This is a genomic window from Hymenobacter nivis (genome assembly GCF_006439025.1).
In the GTDB taxonomy this organism is placed as follows: Bacteria; Bacteroidota; Bacteroidia; order Cytophagales; family Hymenobacteraceae; genus Hymenobacter; species Hymenobacter nivis_A.
The window spans coordinates 374,293-390,810 of record NZ_RCYZ01000001.1; the positions used below are offsets into that span (position 1 = coordinate 374,293).

Below are 16,518 nucleotides of genomic sequence, written 5' to 3' on the forward strand. Positions count from 1 at the left end.
GCTACTTCACCGGGGGCAGGAAGCAGTACTTGCGGTACACGGCCTGCCCGGCGGGGCTGGTGAGAAAAGCCACAAAGTCCTCGGCGGCCTGGGCGTGGGGAGCGGCTTTCATCACCCCGGCCACGTAGTTGGCCGTGATGTTTTCCTTGGCCGGAATCTCAATATTTTCCACCGGGTGGCCCAGCATTTTCTGGTAAAACGCCTCCGTGTACCACACCGGGGCGGCGTCGGACTGGTTATACAGCACCCGCATGGGCGACTGCCGGTGGTGAATTTGGGTTAGGAACGTGCTACCGGCCTGCACTTTACTCGTCATCACGGCGGTGCGCAGCGCCGCGCCACCGGCCTTCTCGTACGCTTCCTCGATGCGCTTGCCAATGCCTTCCCAGGCGGGGTTGGGCATGCTCACCCGCACCTCGGGCCGGCCCAGGTCGCGCAGGCCCTGCACCTTTTTGGGGTTGCCCTGGCGCACCAGTATGGCCAGCCGGTTTTGGGCATAGCTGCTGGTGTGGGCAAACCACTCGGGCGTCATATCCATCCGGCTTTTGCCAGCCGCGTACACGTCGGGCTTCAGGGCGATGCGCAAGTTGCCCACCACCAGGGCCCCACCCTGTGCAATCTGCTTGGCCAGGATGCCGGGGGGCAGGGTTTCGACGAAAATGCGCTGGTATTGGGGATGGGCCTTGCGGAATTCGCGCAGCAAATCATCGAGCACCATGAACTGATTGCCGCCAAAAAACACCACCAGCTGCGGGTCTACCACGTCGCCGTAGAGGTCGGGCACGTTGTCGATGCCGGGCACCGTGAAGGCCTCACCGGTCTGAAACGGCGCATTCCAGGGCGGGTCGAAGCGGTGGGCCGGCTCGGGCGGGGCGGGCTTCTGGGCGGGCATGGCTTGGGCGAGAGCAGCGGCTGGAACCAGCGCCAGCGCGGCCAGGGCAAGCAGGTGAGAAAAGCGTTTCATGGGTAACCAATTCTTTGGCTGTCAGCTATTAGCTGTTAGCTTTTCCGTTAACTAATAAGTAGTTGCGGTAACTATTACTCAACTCAAAAGCTAACAGCGCAGTACTCCCTACGGGTGCACCAGGGCCCAGCCCTGGGCCTGCCGGATTATCAACTCCCCGTTGCCGCTGGGCACGTAGGAGATGATGGGCAACAGCTCATCCTTGCTTATCTTCCTCTCCCTGATTGTGTTGAGGCACTGCGCCAGGATAACGCCCTTCTGCTTAAGGGCCGTGAGTTGCGCCTCGTAGGGCTGGTCTTTGCGAAAAACGGCCGTGCCGTTGGCAAAAGCCACCAGCTCGATGGTAATCTTGCCCTTTAGACGCGTGTCTTCCAGCGCGTTGCTGAGGTTGCGCAGCGTCTGCTGAATCAGCTTGGGGTCGTCGCTATCGAGCTGGTACACGGCGTTGTAGTGGGCAAGGTCGGCGGTGGCCCCCTGGAAGGTGCCCTTCTGGAAAGCTTCGGCGTCGGACATGGCAGCGGAGGTTTGGGCGTGGCTGGAAAAGGCGAAGCCAGCGGCGAGCGCGGCGGTCAGGAGCAAGGTTTTCATGGGCAGGAAATAGGAATTAGAAAGTTAACTGCCAGCCAATTACTCCGCACCTTTCTTGCCCTGGTTCATGGCCGCGTAGGGCCCCACCTGGTGCTGGTGCTGCGTAAACTGGTCGGCGTAAGGAGGATAGGGGCAGTCGACCGGCTTCTTACGCAGGTCGGGGTAATCGTGGTCGAGGTGGGCCATGTGGGGCCGGGGCATCGAGTTGATGTAGGCCGCCACGTCGTAGGCCGCCGCGTCGCTGAGCACGGTGTGCTCGGCGGTGGCCCCAAAGGGCATGTTGGCCTTGATGAAGCGGGCCGCCGTTTGCAGGCGGTGCATGCCGGCCCCGTCGTTGTAGCTGTCGGGGCCCCAGAGCGGCGGGTACTGGTACTGCGCGTCGGCGCCGACGCGCTGGCCCTGGCCGCCCGCGCCGTGGCAGCTGGCGCACTGCTGGGCAAACACGATTTTGCCCTGGCCCAGGTCGGCCGCCCGGTTGGGCATGGTAAACTTCACAAAGCCCTGGCCCTGCACCTTCTCCCCCACCGGTACCTGGCGGCCCAGCCATTTCATGTAGGTGATGATGGCCTTCATCTCCCTGCCAGCAAGCGGCAGCGGCCGGCCGTTGAGGCTGCGGGCCATGCACCCGTTGATGCGCTCCTCGAGGGTGCTGATGGCGTTTTCGCGGCCCTTGTAGGTGGGGTAGATGCCCCAAATGCCCACGTAGGGGGCCGAAAAGGCCTTTTGGCCGGCTTGCAGGTGGCAGTTCTGGCAGGCCAGGTTGCTGCCGGCCAGGCGCAGCAGCGGGGCCTTGGCCCGGGGCCCCAGGTACTGCGGCGTGTGCGCAATCAGCGCGTGGCCGTAGCGAATGAGCTCGCCCTCGGGGTTGTGCGCCACGCTGTCGAGCAGGAAGCGGGCCGGGGCGAAGAAGTTGGCGGACTGGCTTTTAGCCGGGGCCGGCGCGGTCGCCGTGGCGGCCAGCGGCGCGGCGGGCCGGGGCGGAAACACCAGCAGGTAGGCCGTCACGGCCACCACCAGCATTAGCAGGCCGGTGAGCCAGGTGAGCAGGCCCGCCACCTTCACAAACACCTGCTTGTCTTCGGGTTGCAGGCGGGAAGCAGGATCAGGGGGCGGGGCCATGGCGAAGCGGATTACTAAGTATTAGGCTAATGACTGCTATTTAATCTTCTCAATAACAATATCTTACATTAAAAGCAATGCCTCCTTGATTTTGTCCAATTGCTTAACAATAACTGGCTATCAGCCGGCTAATATCGCCCCGGCCACCCATACATACCGCCTGCAGAACCCCCTGGGACGAAGCCGCGGAAACGACTACCCGCAGCGGCGCGCTCAAGGCGTAGGGTGGGCGGCCCACCAAGCGCTACCCCGCCGGGCCAAGCGCCCCAAATTATTGAACATCAAGTTTCAGCTCCGGTAACTTACCAATATCGGGCTACTGCACTGGGGCGATGAACGCACGAGCCTTCAACAATTCAACAGGACCCGGTCAATTAAAACGGGTTCTTGAAAAGAGCGTATATGAAGATATTATGAATTTTAGATCCCTCGGGGCCTGCCGCCAGTAGCTATCTTAGTATCCGGCGTAGGGCTCCTGGCCAGGGGCCCTACGCCGGGCGCGGCACCCGCCGGCTGTCTTATTCTTCTGCTTCCTTGTCCTTTCCCACCCACGTCATGAAAAAGGTCTTGCTATCGATTACCCTTGCCCTAACCGCCCTCGGCGCGTGGGCCATCTACCCGCAGGCCGCCGCGCCCAAGGGCTACTTGATGCTGGTGGGTAGCGGCCGGCCAGGCACCACAGGGGCCCCAGAGCTGACCACCGTGTGGCCCGACGGCCGCCGCGAGGTGCAGTCGCTGCGCACCATTAAAACCGGCACAGAGCGCTCCAGCACCTCAGCTGCCGTCGATCTGCACCAGGCCGAAGTGGTCAAGCTCAACGCTTTGTACAACCAGCAGTGGCGCTTGGTGAGCGTGGCCCAGAGCACCGTGGGGGTGGGTGCCACCACCGAAACCATCTACTTGCTGGAGAAGCGCTAAGCCAGGGCCCCTAGCCCTGGTAGCTGGGCACGCTCGTCACTTGCGGCTCACTTTATAAAATCTTGCTGGCCAGAAGCTAAGCCTCTGGCCAGCGATTAACTACCTATTGCTTATGGCAACGATTCAACGGCTTCCAGGCAGCATCTACGTGACCCGGTTGGACTACGGGCGCCTGACCGACCTTGTGCGCCAGCCGCCGCCGGGCGCCTCGCCCGAGTTGGTAACTGTGCTGGGGCAGGAGCTGGCACGGGCGCAGCTGGTCGATTCTTACGAGATTCTGCCGCACGTCGTCACCATGAACTCGCGCCTCAAGTTGCGCCAGCTCCGCAGCGACGACGAGCTGTGCTTCACGCTAACGTACCCCCCGGCGGCCGACGAAGCCGCCGGGCAGCTCTCGGTGCTGAGCCCGCTGGGCGTGGCCGTGCTGGGCTGCTGCCTGGGCGACCAGTTTCAGTTGCAACAGCCCGGGGGCCCTGCCAACTACTGGGTCGAGGCCATCCTCCACCAACCCGAAGCCGCCGGCGACTGGGACAGCTAAACGTGCCTGCTGAGGGCTTGCTGATGGATTTTTGGAGTGATGCACACGCGCCACAGGGCCCCAAAATCAGTTGGCACCGTAAATTATATGGCTGACTTCAAGCCGCTTGGGTGAGCAACCAGGCGCCTAGCCCTCACGTGCTCGTATGACAGGCCAGTTCAAGCCGTCTTCATTCAAGCTCGTTTTTTGAAAAAGCTATTCATCTGCCTGCTGGCGGCCCTGCCACTGCCGGGCACGGTAGCGGCCCAGGCTGCCCGGCCGGCCGCCCCCACCGCCTACGTGTGGTTCCCACCGCTCGCCTCACGCTGGCCGCCGCCCTGGAAATAGCTGCCCGTGCCCGCGTCAAGGTTGCCACCCTCGATAAGCAAGTGTCGGTGGCCGTGGTGGATGCCAGCGGCCGAACCATCCTGCTGCTGTAGGGCGACGGCGTGGGGCCCCACAACACCGAGGCTGCCCGCCGCAAGGCCTACACCGCCCTCTCCACCAAACCCGCCACCCTGCTGCTGGGCCGCAGCGCCCGCGCCAACCCCGATACCTAGAACCTGGCCAACCTGCCCGAGCTGCTGCTGGGCGGTAGCCGGTATTACCACTCCGTAGCCAACTGTTTAACTGCGTTTTATTTTAATTTTTTTGCATGAAAACCCTGTTCATTGCCCTGCTTAGCCTGCTGCCCCTGCTGGGCCTGGCCCAGCAAACGCCGCCCGCCTACCAGCTCAGCACCCACATTCTCGACATTAGCCGGGGCCTGCCCGCGCCCGGCGTCACGGTGCGCCTCGAGCGGTACGACGTCGCCAAAAAAACCTGGAGCTCGGTAGCCGAAAAGCAGACCGACGCCGCCGGCCGCATCGCCGACTTCCTGCCCACCGCCGGCCAGAAAACGCCCGCCACCGGCACCTACCGCCTCACCTTCCTCACCAAGCCCTACTTCGCGGCGCAGCAGCAAACCTCGTTCTACCCCTTCATCGAAGTGGTATTTGAGCTCACCGACGGCGCCCACTACCACGTGCCGATTACGCTGTCAGCCTTCGGCTATTCCACCTACCGCGGCAGCTGATAAATACTTGCTTAACTGTTGCTTGTGAAAAATATTCTGTTCGCCCTGCTGCTCGCGCCCGCCGTACTGGCGGGCTGCGAAACTGCCCAGAAAACGCCCGCCGCCACAGCTTCGCGCCCCGAGGGCATCGTTAATAAATACTGGAAGCTGGTGACGCTGGAAGGCCAGCCCGTGACGATGGGCCCCGGCCAGGAGCGCGAGGCCTTCTTCACGCTGCGCGACAGCAGCCGCGTCACGGGCTTTGGGGGCTGCAACGCGCTCAGCGGTAGCTACGAGCTGAACGAGCGCCAGTTGCGCCTGCGCTTCACCAACGTGCTCACCACCCTCAAGGCCTGCCCCGGCCCCGGCCCCGAACGCGGCTTTCTGAACGTGCTCAACCGGGCCGACAACTACACCGTGCGCGCCGACACGCTGCGGCTGAACGTGGGCCGCCGCGCCCCACTAGCCGTGTTTCACGCCGTTTATTTTTAAGCGAAAGGCGTATTTTTTATTTTCAAATTATTGATTGTAAGTAATATATTTCCCATTCCCACCTGTGCAAATGCTTGACTTACTCGTAAAAAACGCGCGGCTCGACGACCACGAGGCCAGCGTAGACATCGGCATCGTGGGCGAGCAGATTACGCTGCTGGAGGCCGGCATTACGGCCCCGGCCCGCGTGGTGCTCGACGCCGAAAACCAATTTGTGTGCGCCGGCTTCTACGAAACCCACATTCATCTCGACAAAGCCTGTATTCTGAACCGCAGCCAAATAAAGGAGGGCACCAAGGAGGAGGCCACCAAGCAAACGCTGGAGGCCAAAAAGGATTTTACGGAGGACGACGTGTTTGCCCGCGCCAGCCGGGTGGTCGAAATGGCCATCAAGAAAGGCACCATGGGCCTGCGCACCTTCGTCGAAACCGACCCCCGCGCCGGCCTGCGCTCCCTGGCGGCCCTCAAGCGGGTGAAGGCAGCCTACGCCCCGGCCATCGACATCGAGCTGTGCGCCTTTGCCCAGGACGGCCTAACCCAGGAAATGGAAACCTACGAGCTGCTGCGCCAGGCCCTGCAGCAGGGCGCCGACCTGGTGGGCGGCTGCCCCTACACCGACGACGACCCCGACCGCCACGTGGAATTGATTTTCGACCTGGCCGAGGAGTTCGACGTGAACGTAGATTTTCACCTCGATTTTGACCTCGACCCCGCCCAGTCGGGCATTCCCAAGATTGCCGAGCAAACCCGGCTCCGAGGCTACCAAGGCCGCGTGTCCATCGGGCACGTCAACAAGCTGAGCGCCATGCCCCCGGCCCGGCGCGCCGAGCTGGTGCAGCTGTTGCTGGACGCCGAAATCGCCCTCATCGTGCTGCCCGCCACCGACCTGCTGATGATGGGCCAGGAGCATACCCACCTTATTCCCCGGGGGGTAGTGAATGCCAACGAGCTCAGCACCAAGGGCCTACTCACCACCATCGCCAGCAACAACATCCTCAACGCCTTCACGCCCTACGGCGACGCCTCGCTGGTGCGCATGGCCAACATGTACGCCAACATCGCGCAGCTCAGCACGGACGAGGAAATCCGCGCGGCCTACGAGATGGTGACCACCAACGCCGCCCGGTTGCTGGCCCGGCAGGCCCGCCTGCGGGTGGGCGGCCCGGCCACTTTCGTGCTGCTAGAGGCCCCCAGCGCCACCGATGCCATCCGCACCATCGCGCAGCCGCTGCTGGGCTACAAGAACGGCCGGCCCACGTTTGCCAACCCAAAGGCCGTGCTGTACCCGGCTGGTTAAGCGGATCGCCCAACAAGCAACTCCCCACCCCTCCTCTCATGCCCACCAACCTGCCCCTCACGCCCGCCGACTTACCCCACCTGCGCCACTGCCTGGCCCTGGCCACCGAGGCCCTGCACGCCGGCGACGAGCCCTTTGGCTCCCTGCTGGTGGGCCCCGATGGCACGGTGCTGGCCCAGGCCCGCAACCGCGTCAACGAACTCAACCACCTGGCCCACCCCGAACTGGAGCTGGCGCAGTGGGCCGCTGCCCACCTCGCGCCCGAGGCCCGCGCCGGCGCTACCCTCTACACCAGCGGCGAGCACTGCCCCATGTGCGCCACCGCCCACGGCTGGGTGGGCCTGGGCAAAATCGTGTACCTCGCCTCGGCCCAGCAGCTTACGCAGTGGCTGCTGGAGCTGGGCGCACCAGCCGGGCCCGTGCGCATGCTGCCAGTGCAGGAGCTCATTACCGATGCCCAGGTGGCCGGGCCGGCCGAGGGCGAGCTGCTGGCTGCCATCCGGGCGTTGCACGTGGCCTACCACACGCAGCGGCCGGCGGCGTAGCAGCTCCTAATAGCTTTTAGCAAAAGCATGGATAGGACACATTCTGCACATTTCCGAACGGTTTCGACAGGGGCCCCAGGCCTTGGAAATAGGGGCCCCAGGAATTGGCAAGCGTGCTACGACGACAGAAAAAGTAGCTAAACTAATTCATCTCGACCCTTCTACTTATTACTTGTTTCTGGATTGCAAAAACGCCAAACCCAAGCATTCATTCAGTGAATGGATGCTTGGGTTTGGCGTTTTTCAGCTTGAGAATAATTCTACAATTTACGGAATATTTTAATTGGCGTTAACGGTAATTTCTGCGGGTTTTCTTTTCCAGCCAATTAATAAAACGACGATAATTACTAGGGCCGTGCCGCAAATTTGCTCGAAGAATATTTTCTCGTGCAGGAAGAAATGTGCTTGCAAAATGGTGGATACCGGCCCGATGCCGCTGATGATGGCCACATTGTTGGCGCCGATGCGCTTGAGGCCCTGCGACAGCATAAACGAGGGCAGCACGGTGGCCACCACGGCTAGCGCCAACCCATAGGCCCACAGGCCTTTGCTGGTCACCAAGGCCTGGGCATTGCCCGCAAGGGCAAAGTGCACGAAGATGCCCCCGGTGGCGGCCAGCATGGCGTAGGCCGTGAATTTGTTGGCCCCGACGCGGGGAATAACCCAGCCGCTGCCCGCAATGTAAATGGAGTATGTAATGGCGCACAGAAACACCATGAAGCTGCCGAGGTAGAAGTTCGGATTGCCCGCATCCAGCCGTAATTCGCCGAAATACGCCAGCGCAATGCCGGCATACGTGAGCAGCAGGGCCCCTTTCTGCACGGCCGTTATGCGCTGCTTAAATAAATAGACATTAATAAATACGGCGAAGCTGGGGTAGAGAAACAGGATGAGCCGCTCCAAGCCGGCCGATATGTATTGCAGGCCAATAAAATCGAACAAGCTGCTCAAATAATAGCCGCACAGCCCGAGGCCAATTACCAGCAGCCACTCCCGCTGCGTCAGTTTGGCGCTACTCTTTTGCCCGGCTACCAGAAAGGCTGCGGCCGCGTAAAAAGGCAGCGCAAACACCATGCGGAGAGTGAGCAGCGTCAGGGCATCGACGTGCGTACTGCCGAAAGCCAGCTTGACGATAATGGCTTTGGTAGAGAATAAGATAGCCCCCGCAACGGTGAGCAAAAAGCCCGGCACCGAGCGGGCGGGCGGCAACGAATTACGCATGGAAGACCGCACAAAAAAAGCCGCCCCAAGCGGAGCGGCTCTTTGCAAATGATTAATTACCGATTACTTCTGCGACAGCTGGGCTTCGCCGCTCTCTTTCAGGCGGATCAGGTTCAGGGCCGAACCGGCCTTAAACCACTCAATCTGGCCCTCGTTGTAGGTGTGGTTGAGGGTAATGAGGTCGGTGTCGCCGTCGTCGTGGCGCAGGCGCGCCTGTAGGGGCTTGCCGGGCTGGAAGTCCGTCAGGCCGAGGATGTCGATGAGGTCGCCTTCCTGAATCAGGTCGTAGTCAGCCTTGTTGGCAAAGGTGAGGCCGAGCATACCCTGCTTCTTCAGGTTGGTTTCGTGGATGCGGGCGAAGCTCTTCACAATCACGGCGCGCACGCCGAGGTGGCGGGGCTCCATGGCGGCGTGCTCGCGCGAGCTGCCTTCGCCGTAGTTCTCGTCGCCGATTACCACCGTGCCGACTTTCATGCTCTTATAGGCGCGGGCCGACTGGGGCACCGTGGCGTAGCCGTCGCCCTGCACGGCGAAGTTGCGCACCGAGTTGGTCTCCTCATTGAAGGCGTTAGTGGCCCCGATGAGCATGTTGTTGGAGATGTTGTCCAAGTGGCCGCGGTACTTCAGCCAGGGCCCGGCCATGCTGATGTGGTCGGTGGTGCACTTGCCTTTGGCCTTGATGAGGATGCGCAGATCCGTTAGGTCGGTGCCTTCCCATGGCTTGAAGGGCTCGAGCAACTCGAGGCGGTCGGAGGCGGGGTTAACCAGCACTTGCACGCCCGAGCCGTCGGCGGCGGGGGCCTGGAAGCCGGCGTCCTCCACAGCGAAGCCGCGGGGGGGCATTTCCACGCCCACTGGCTCATCAAGCTTCACGGGGCCGTTGGTGCCGGGCAGCGTGTCGGTGAGGGGATTGAAGGTCAAATCGCCGGCGATGGCGAAGGCGGTCACGATTTCGGGCGAAGCCACGAAGGCGTGGGTGTTGGGGTTGCCGTCGTTGCGCTTGGCGAAGTTGCGGTTGAAGCTCGTGATGATGGAGTTCTTGCGCTTGGGGTCGTCGGTGTGGCGGGCCCACTGCCCGATGCACGGGCCACAGGCGTTGGCCAGCACCACGCCGCCCATCTCGGCAAACGTATCGAGGAGGCCGTCGCGGGCTACGGTGTAGCGCACCAGCTCCGAGCCGGGCGTGATGGTGAACTCGGCGGCTACGTGCAGGCCCTTGGCCACGGCCTGCGCGGCGATGGAGGCGGCGCGGGTGATGTCCTCGTAGCTTGAGTTGGTGCACGAGCCGATGAGGCCCACTTCGAGCTTCTCGGGCCAGCCGTGCTCTTTCACAGCGGCGGCAAACTCCGAAATCGGCCAAGCGGCGTCCGGCGTGAACGGGCCGTTCACGTAGGGCTCCAGCTCGGAGAGGTTGATTTCGATGAGTTGGTCGTAGAACTTGCCCGGGTCGTTGTACACCTCATCGTCGGCGCGCAAGTGGGCCCCCACGGCAGCAGCGGCTTCGGCAATTTCGGCGCGGCCGGTGCCACGCAGGTAGTCGCCCATCTTCTCATCGTAGCCAAACACCGAGGTGGTGGCCCCGATTTCCGCGCCCATGTTGCAGATGGTGCCCTTGCCGGTGCAGCTCAGGCTTTCCGCGCCTTCGCCGAAGTACTCCACGATGGCGCCGGTGCCGCCCTTCACGGTGAGGATACCGGCTACTTTCAGAATTACGTCTTTGGCCGAGGTCCAGCCGCTCATTTTGCCGGTCAGCTTCACGCCGATGACCTTGGGAAACTTCAATTCCCAGGCCATGCCGGCCATCACGTCCACGGCATCCGCGCCGCCCACGCCGATGGCCACCATGCCCAGGCCGCCCGCGTTGGGTGTGTGCGAGTCGGTGCCGATCATCATGCCGCCCGGGAAGGCGTAGTTCTCAAGCACCACTTGGTGGATGATACCGGCGCCGGGCTTCCAGAAGCCGATGCCGTATTTATTGGAAACCGAGGCTAGGAAGTCGTACACTTCCTTGTTTTCGGAGTTGGCTTCGGCCAAATCCTCGGTGGCGCCGTCTTTGGCCTGGATGAGGTGGTCGCAGTGCACGGTGCTGGGCACGGCGGCGGTGGGCTTGCCGGCCTGCATGAACTGGAGCAGCGCCATTTGGGCGGTGGCGTCCTGCATGGCCACGCGGTCGGGGGCAAAATCAACGTAGGAAACCCCGCGCTCGTACGCCTGCTTCACTTCGCCGCCGTAGAGGTGAGCGTAGAGAATTTTCTCGGTGAGGGTGAGCGGGCGGCCCACCGCGGCGCGGGCCGCCTCGATGCGGGCCCCCATGCCGGCGTACACGCCGCGAATCATTTCCAAGTCGAATGCCATAGGAGAAGTATAAAAAGTGGTTGTGCAAATGTAACATCCCCGATTAGGTTGCGCCTAATCCGGCGGGCGGCCGTTATTTAGTGGCCCGGCCTATACTTATAACTTAGTTGGGGCGGTCTGGGTTGTGGCCATTCACGTTTGCTTTTTGCCGTTGCCATGAAGAATGTTGCATTTGCGTTGCTGGCTGGGGCCCTATTGAGCCTGGCGGGCTGCCAGGGTACCTCCTCCCCCACCGGCGCCGCGGCGGCCGGCGGCACCTCGGCAACGGCGCTGCTCACGCCGGGGCCCTGGCGCGGCGAGCTGGCCATGCAGGGCCAGCAACTACCGTTCCTGTTCGAAGTGAAGACCGAAGCCGGCCAGCCGGTGGTGTACCTCATCAACAAAGGCCTGAACGGCGAGGAGCGCCTGCGCTGCCCCGAAATATCCGCCGCCGGCGACTCGGCCACCATCCGGCTCCACGCGTTCGACGCGGCCTTGGTGGTGCGGGCCGACGGCGCCGGCAAGCTGAAGGGCAACTGGGTGAAGTACGATGCCAAGGGGCCCTACCGCGTGCCGCTTGTGGCTTCGGCGGGGGCCCAACCACTATTCGTTGATGACGATAGCGGCGAAAAAAAGTTTATAGTTAAAGTGTCTGGCGGAAAAAGTGTTACCTTAAAAGTTCTATTTGAAGACGAAAAGGGAAATTCGTATCCAGCTGTTGGTGTCCTTTCTAACACCGGCAAAAACTATACAGGAACGTTCCTAACTACAACTGGCGACTACCGGTATTTAGCAGGCAACCTCGTTGGTCGAAAAGACAGTCCTCATCTATTATTATCAACTTTTGATGGAAGCCATGCCTTCCTTTTCGATGCAAAAGAGCAGCCCAACAGCACTTTAAAAGGCGACTTCTACTCGGGCAAAAGCGGACATGAAACCTGGACGGCCGTTCCCGACCCCAAGGCCAAGCTGCCCGACGCCGACACGCTGACCTACCTCAAAAAGGGCGAAAGCCGGCTGAGCTTCAAGTTTCCGAGCGTTGTGCCGGGGGCCAGCATTTCTCCCACCGACCCTAAGTACCGCGGTAAAGTAGTGGTGCTGCAAGTGCTGGGCTCGTGGTGCCCCAACTGCATGGACGAGACCAACTTCCTGGCCCCGTGGTACGAGAAAAACAAGCAGCGCGGCGTCGAAATCATCGGCCTGGGCTACGAGCGGATGCCCGAGTACGACAAGGCCGCGGCGCGTCTGCGCGGCATGAAGGAGCGGTTCAACATCGGCTACGACGTGGCCGTGGCCGGCGTGTCGAACAAAGATTCGGTGGCCAAGTCGCTGCCCCAGCTGGCCAAGTTTCTGGCCTTTCCCACCACCATCTTCATCGACAAGAAGGGCGCCGTGCGCAAGATCCACACCGGCTTCAGCGGCCCCGGCACGGGCAAGTACTACGCGGAGGAAACGGCGGCCTTCAACCAGGAAATCGACAAGCTGCTGAAGGAATAGGGCCCCGGTGGCGGGAACAAGCGCGGGTGTACTATATTACTAATCAATCGGTAGCCGTTTGCAACGGTCGATGATTGATTGGTAATTTTCTCCTCCACCCCCACCCGCCCCGGTCATGAAAAACATCCTCGTTGCCACTGATTTTTCGCCTGAAGCGCACCACGCCTTCGAGGTTGCCGTGCAATTGGCCCAGCACACGGGCGGCCAGCTCACGCTGCTGCACGTGCAGGAAGACGCCGACGGGGCGGGGGGCGCTTTCAGCACCGTGGGCGGGCCGGTGAGCGGCCACAGCATCGACCAGATTTTCACCCTCAAACTGCTGGAAACCACCAAGCGCCGCATGCACGCGCTGCAAGCCGAAGCCGCGCAACTGGCCCCCGGCGTGCCGGTGCAGGACGTGGTGGAGGTGGGGCGCGTGGGCGAAGGCATCCTGGCGGCCATTCAGCGCCACGGCACCGAGCTGGTGGTGGTGGGCGCGCGCGGCCACGGCGCCACGGAGCACTTCTTCGTTAGCTCGACCACCGAGCGCCTGATTCGGCTGGCTCCCTGCCCCGTGCTCACGGTGAAGCACCCGGAGCTGGCCTTTAAAGTAAAGCAGATTGTGTTTCCGTCCGATTTTGCGGAGGATGCCACCGGGGCCCTCGACGGCTTACGCCAGGTGCTGGCCGCGTTCCCCGACGCGACGCTGCACCTGCTGCACGTGGCCGCAGGGGACGGTGACCACGTGGCCCAGCAGCAAATGCAGGACTTTGCCCGGCAGCACCAGCTGGCCCACGTCGTGGTGGCCGAAGTGGCCGCGAACCGCACCAGCGCGGGCATCGAGGAATACGCTCGGCGCGTGGCCGCCGACCTGGTGGTGATTCCGACCCACGTGCGCTTGGGCCTAAGCCACTTTTTCAGCGCCAGCATCGCCGAAACCGTGGCCACCCACGCCTTCCCTCCGGTGCTCACGTACCACTTCGCCGGCTAGCCGGCAGCCGCCTGGGGCCCCTCCCGCAAGCGCAACCGCACCTGGAAGTCGCCCCGCGGCCGCAGGGTGATGAGCGGCTGCTTAACTACCAACGGCTGGCCGGCGGGCCACTCCACGTCGAACACGCGCAGCAGCTCAATGGCCACCAGCTGCATTTCGGTGAGGGCAAATTGCAGGCCCACGCACAGCCGGGGGCCCCCGCCGAAGGGCGCGTAGGCAAACGGCACGAGCGGGCGCGGCGCATCGGGGGCGAAGCGGGCGGGGCGGAACTCGGTGGGCGCGTCCCAGTGCTGCGGGTCGCGGTGCAGGCCGTAGAGGTAGAGCGAGAACAGGGTGCCCTTCGGAATGCGCAGGCCCCGGTAGTCGTCGTCGGCCAGCGCCACGCGGTCCACCATCCAAGCGGGCGGGTAGAGGCGCATGGTTTCCTGCACGGCCTGCAAGGCGCGGCCGAGGCGGGGCAAATCGGCAAACGTGGGGGCCCTATCGCCCAGCACTTCAGCGGTTTCAGCTTGGATGTCCCGCGCCTCGGCCGGGTGGTGGGCCAGCAGGTACAGCAGCCAGGTGAGGGCGTTGGCGCTGGTTTCGTGGCCGGCCACGAGCAGAATCAGGGCTTCGTCGAGCAGCCGGTCGGGGGCCATCGGCTCGCCGGTGTCCTCGTAGCGGGCATCGAGCAGCATTTGCAGCAGGTCGTCGGGCGGGGCGGGGGCCCCGGGGGCGGCGCTGGCGGCCTGGCGCTGGGCAATGTAGCGGCCCAGCAGCGCCCGCAGCTCGGCCGTGAGGCGGTCGTGGTGGCGGAACTGGCCCCGCAGCCGCCGCCACCAGTTCAGGTACGGCTGGCGGATGGTGCGGATGTAAAACGCCTGAATCTCCGTAATAAGCTGGGCCAGGCGGTCCAATTCAGCCTCGGCGAAGCTGGTGCTGAACACCGAGCGGGCAATGATGCGGAACGTGAGCCGCGTGAGCAGCGCGTGGGCTGGCACGGCCACCGCCCCGCCGCTTTTGGCCGCGGCCTGCGCCAGGGGCCCCAGCGTGTCGGCCACCACTTCCTGCATCAGCCCGGTGAGGCCGGCCACCCGCTGGCGGTGGAAGCCGGGCTGGATGAGCCGGCGCTGGCGCAGCCAGTCGGGGCCCTCGTTGGTGAGCAGGCCGTGGCCGATGTAGCGCGCAAAGCCGAGCGTAAACTTCGATTTGGCGTAGTTGCGGTGGTTTTTCTGCAAAATGTGCTGCACTAGGCCGGGGTCGCGGGTGAGCACGCTGGGCTGCACCCCGCCGATGTAGAGCCGCGCCGTGTCGCCGAAGCCGGCGTGCACGGCGTCGAGGGCCCCGATGGGGTCGGCCACGAGCCGCAGCGAGCCGCGGATGGAGTGCCAGCGCGGCACTTGGGGCAGGACCAAGGGCGGGGTTTGGGGCCCCAAAGTATCGTCGGCCATAGTGCGGGCGGGGCCCTAGTGGGGCCGCGCCCAAAGGTAGGCCGGGGCCCCGGGCCATCCTTTTGCCGGGCAGCCGCGTAAACCCGGGCAGGCCCCGCCGCGGGCCGCCGCTCTTTCTTCCAAAACCAACCCGATTGCCCCATGTGGATTGCCCAAAACCCCGACCAAAACGCTCCCCTCGAAGACCTGCAAGGCCGCGCCGTGGGCCTCAAGTTTGAGTGCAACAAGTGCCACACCGAAGTCTTTACCGACCTGCTCGGCGTGCCCACCCCCGACCCAATGGCCGACTCGCTGGCCGACACCGACCAGTACGAAAAAGAGGAAGTAAAATGCCCCGGCTGCGGCATGATCCACACCCTGGAGGTGGACGCCACCTTCGACGGCGTGAAATTTAAGGTGAGCGACGTGGCCCCCGGCAGCGTCAGCTACCAGCTGGCCGAGCCTAAAGGCTAGGGCATTGCGCACCGCTACAGAAAAGGCCGTTCCCTAGGGAACGGCCTTTTTTAATGCTCCCCAGGAGTTCCAGGGCCCTATTTTTCCCGCTCAATGGTGTAGTTGATGAGCTGCTCGAGCGAAGTGCGGCTGGCCGATTCAGGAAAGGTGTGGAGGATGGCCAGGGCCTCGTCGCGGTACTTTTTCATGGTGGCCACGGCGTAGTCCAGCCCCCCCGACTGCTTCACAAACTCGATGACCTGCTGCACCCGCTCGCGGTGGCCCTCGTTGTTCTTGACGTTGAAAATCATGCGGCGCTTTTCCAGCCAACTGGCCTGCTGGAGGGCGTAAATCAGCGGCAGCGTCATCTTTTTTTCCTTGATGTCGATGCCCACCGGCTTGCCAATTTCGGCCGTGCCGTAGTCGAACAGGTCGTCCTTTATTTGGAAGGCCATGCCCACTTTTTCGCCGAAGAGGCGAGCGCGCTCCACGGTTTCCGGATCGGCGCCGGTGGAGGCGGCCCCCACAGCGGTGCAGGAGGCGATGAGCGAGGCCGTTTTTTGGCGGATGATGTCGAAGTACACGTCCTCCGTGATGTCGAGCTTGCGGGCTTTTTCGATTTGCAACAGCTCGCCCTCGCTGAGCTCGCGCACGGCCCGGTTCACGATTTTCAGCAGCTGAAAGTCGTCGTGCTCCAGCGCTAGCTGCATCCCGCGCGAAAGCAGGTAGTCGCCCACCAGCACGGCTATTTTATTCTTCCACAGCGCATTGATGGAAAAAAAGCCGCGGCGGTAGTTGCTTTCGTCCACCACGTCGTCGTGCACTAGCGTGGCCGTGTGCAGCAGCTCGATGAGGGTGGCGCCGCGGAAAGTAGCTTCGGGCAGGGGCCCCGCGGCGTCGGGCAGGGCGATGCGGGCCGAAAAGAACACGAACATCGGCCGGATTTGCTTGCCCTTGCGCTTCACAATGTAGCCCATTATCTTGTCGAGCAGCAGCACGTTGGTGCGCATCGACTGGCGAAATTTGTGCTCAAACTCCGCCATTTCGGCCGCAATGGGGGCCTGGATCTGGTCGAGGGAAGCGGAGGTGGGCTGCGGCATGGCGTGGCAATATTACGGCGTAACGGACGAGGCAGGGGCC

18 protein-coding genes are annotated in these 16,518 nt (G+C 63.0%); 11 read left to right on the forward strand and 7 right to left on the reverse strand.

The genetic code is table 11. The features are described from left to right. Position 1: 1 nt before the first annotated feature. From EAH73_RS01310 to EAH73_RS01320, 3 genes are all read right to left on the reverse strand, one after another. Positions 2-964, reverse strand: a complete 963-nt coding sequence (locus EAH73_RS01310; RefSeq protein WP_140464496.1) for a molybdate ABC transporter substrate-binding protein — start codon at positions 962-964, stop codon at positions 2-4. 108 nt (positions 965-1,072) lie between these two features. Then, positions 1,073-1,552, reverse strand: a complete 480-nt coding sequence (locus tag EAH73_RS01315) for a DsrE family protein (protein ID WP_140464497.1) — start codon at positions 1,550-1,552, stop codon at positions 1,073-1,075. Between the two features lie 39 nt (positions 1,553-1,591). Continuing rightward, positions 1,592-2,671: a c-type cytochrome gene (locus EAH73_RS01320; protein WP_140464498.1), complete on the reverse strand. Its 1,080-nt coding sequence runs from the start codon at positions 2,669-2,671 to the stop codon at positions 1,592-1,594. 555 nt (positions 2,672-3,226) lie between these two features. Here EAH73_RS01320 and EAH73_RS01325 point away from each other — a divergent pair. The 8 genes from EAH73_RS01325 (at position 3,227) to EAH73_RS01355 (ending at position 7,494) form a co-directional block, all read left to right on the forward strand. Beyond that, positions 3,227-3,589 carry a hypothetical protein gene (locus EAH73_RS01325; protein WP_140464499.1) on the forward strand — a complete coding sequence of 121 codons (363 nt, stop codon included), beginning with the start codon at positions 3,227-3,229 and terminating at the stop codon, positions 3,587-3,589. A 112-nt stretch (positions 3,590-3,701) separates the two neighbouring features. Beyond that, complete coding sequence (locus tag EAH73_RS01330; RefSeq protein WP_140464500.1) at positions 3,702-4,127, forward strand: GreA/GreB family elongation factor; 426 nt, start codon at positions 3,702-3,704, stop codon at positions 4,125-4,127. A gap of 281 nt (positions 4,128-4,408) precedes the next feature. After that, positions 4,409-4,546, forward strand: a complete 138-nt coding sequence (locus EAH73_RS23525; RefSeq protein WP_240047096.1) for a heme-binding protein — start codon at positions 4,409-4,411, stop codon at positions 4,544-4,546. 9 nt (positions 4,547-4,555) lie between these two features. Then, on the forward strand, positions 4,556-4,666 hold the full coding sequence (locus tag EAH73_RS23530; protein WP_240047097.1) for a heme-binding protein: 111 nt from the start codon (positions 4,556-4,558) through the stop codon (positions 4,664-4,666). 95 nt (positions 4,667-4,761) lie between these two features. Further along, positions 4,762-5,181, forward strand: a complete 420-nt coding sequence (uraH, locus tag EAH73_RS01340) for a hydroxyisourate hydrolase (protein WP_140464501.1) — start codon at positions 4,762-4,764, stop codon at positions 5,179-5,181. A 24-nt stretch (positions 5,182-5,205) separates the two neighbouring features. Continuing rightward, entirely contained in the window at positions 5,206-5,652 is a 447-nt protein-coding gene (locus EAH73_RS01345; RefSeq protein WP_205012949.1) for an META domain-containing protein, read from the forward strand. Between the two features lie 70 nt (positions 5,653-5,722). Beyond that, the gene (locus EAH73_RS01350) at positions 5,723-6,949 is read left to right on the forward strand and encodes an amidohydrolase family protein (RefSeq protein ID WP_140464503.1); all 1,227 of its coding nucleotides are present in this window, start codon (positions 5,723-5,725) and stop codon (positions 6,947-6,949) included. A gap of 38 nt (positions 6,950-6,987) precedes the next feature. After that, a complete protein-coding gene (locus EAH73_RS01355) occupies positions 6,988-7,494 on the forward strand; it encodes a nucleoside deaminase (protein WP_170214065.1) in 507 nt (168 codons plus the stop codon). A 279-nt stretch (positions 7,495-7,773) separates the two neighbouring features. Here EAH73_RS01355 and EAH73_RS01360 read toward each other — a convergent pair whose 3' ends face one another. Then, positions 7,774-8,715, reverse strand: a complete 942-nt coding sequence (locus tag EAH73_RS01360) for a DMT family transporter (protein WP_140464504.1) — start codon at positions 8,713-8,715, stop codon at positions 7,774-7,776. A gap of 63 nt (positions 8,716-8,778) precedes the next feature. Further along, positions 8,779-11,070 carry an aconitate hydratase gene (locus tag EAH73_RS01365; RefSeq protein ID WP_140464505.1) on the reverse strand — a complete coding sequence of 764 codons (2,292 nt, stop codon included), beginning with the start codon at positions 11,068-11,070 and terminating at the stop codon, positions 8,779-8,781. Positions 11,071-11,226: 156 nt separating this feature from the next. Here EAH73_RS01365 and EAH73_RS01370 point away from each other — a divergent pair, with 156 nt between their 5' ends. Continuing rightward, the gene (locus tag EAH73_RS01370; protein ID WP_140464506.1) at positions 11,227-12,546 is read left to right on the forward strand and encodes a TlpA disulfide reductase family protein; all 1,320 of its coding nucleotides are present in this window, start codon (positions 11,227-11,229) and stop codon (positions 12,544-12,546) included. A 115-nt stretch (positions 12,547-12,661) separates the two neighbouring features. Further along, a complete protein-coding gene (locus EAH73_RS01375) occupies positions 12,662-13,516 on the forward strand; it encodes a universal stress protein (RefSeq protein WP_140464507.1) in 855 nt (284 codons plus the stop codon). Here the strand turns inward: EAH73_RS01375 and EAH73_RS01380 are convergent. After that, complete coding sequence (locus EAH73_RS01380; RefSeq protein ID WP_140464508.1) at positions 13,513-14,946, reverse strand: cytochrome P450; 1,434 nt, start codon at positions 14,944-14,946, stop codon at positions 13,513-13,515. The two genes, EAH73_RS01375 and EAH73_RS01380, sit on opposite strands and share 4 nt — an antisense overlap. A gap of 141 nt (positions 14,947-15,087) precedes the next feature. Here EAH73_RS01380 and EAH73_RS01385 point away from each other — a divergent pair, with 141 nt between their 5' ends. Further along, positions 15,088-15,399: a hypothetical protein gene (locus EAH73_RS01385; RefSeq protein WP_140464509.1), complete on the forward strand. Its 312-nt coding sequence runs from the start codon at positions 15,088-15,090 to the stop codon at positions 15,397-15,399. Between the two features lie 77 nt (positions 15,400-15,476). Here the strand turns inward: EAH73_RS01385 and EAH73_RS01390 are convergent, their stop codons facing one another. Next, positions 15,477-16,478: a polyprenyl synthetase family protein gene (locus tag EAH73_RS01390; RefSeq protein WP_140464510.1), complete on the reverse strand. Its 1,002-nt coding sequence runs from the start codon at positions 16,476-16,478 to the stop codon at positions 15,477-15,479. Positions 16,479-16,518: the final 40 nt, after the last annotated feature.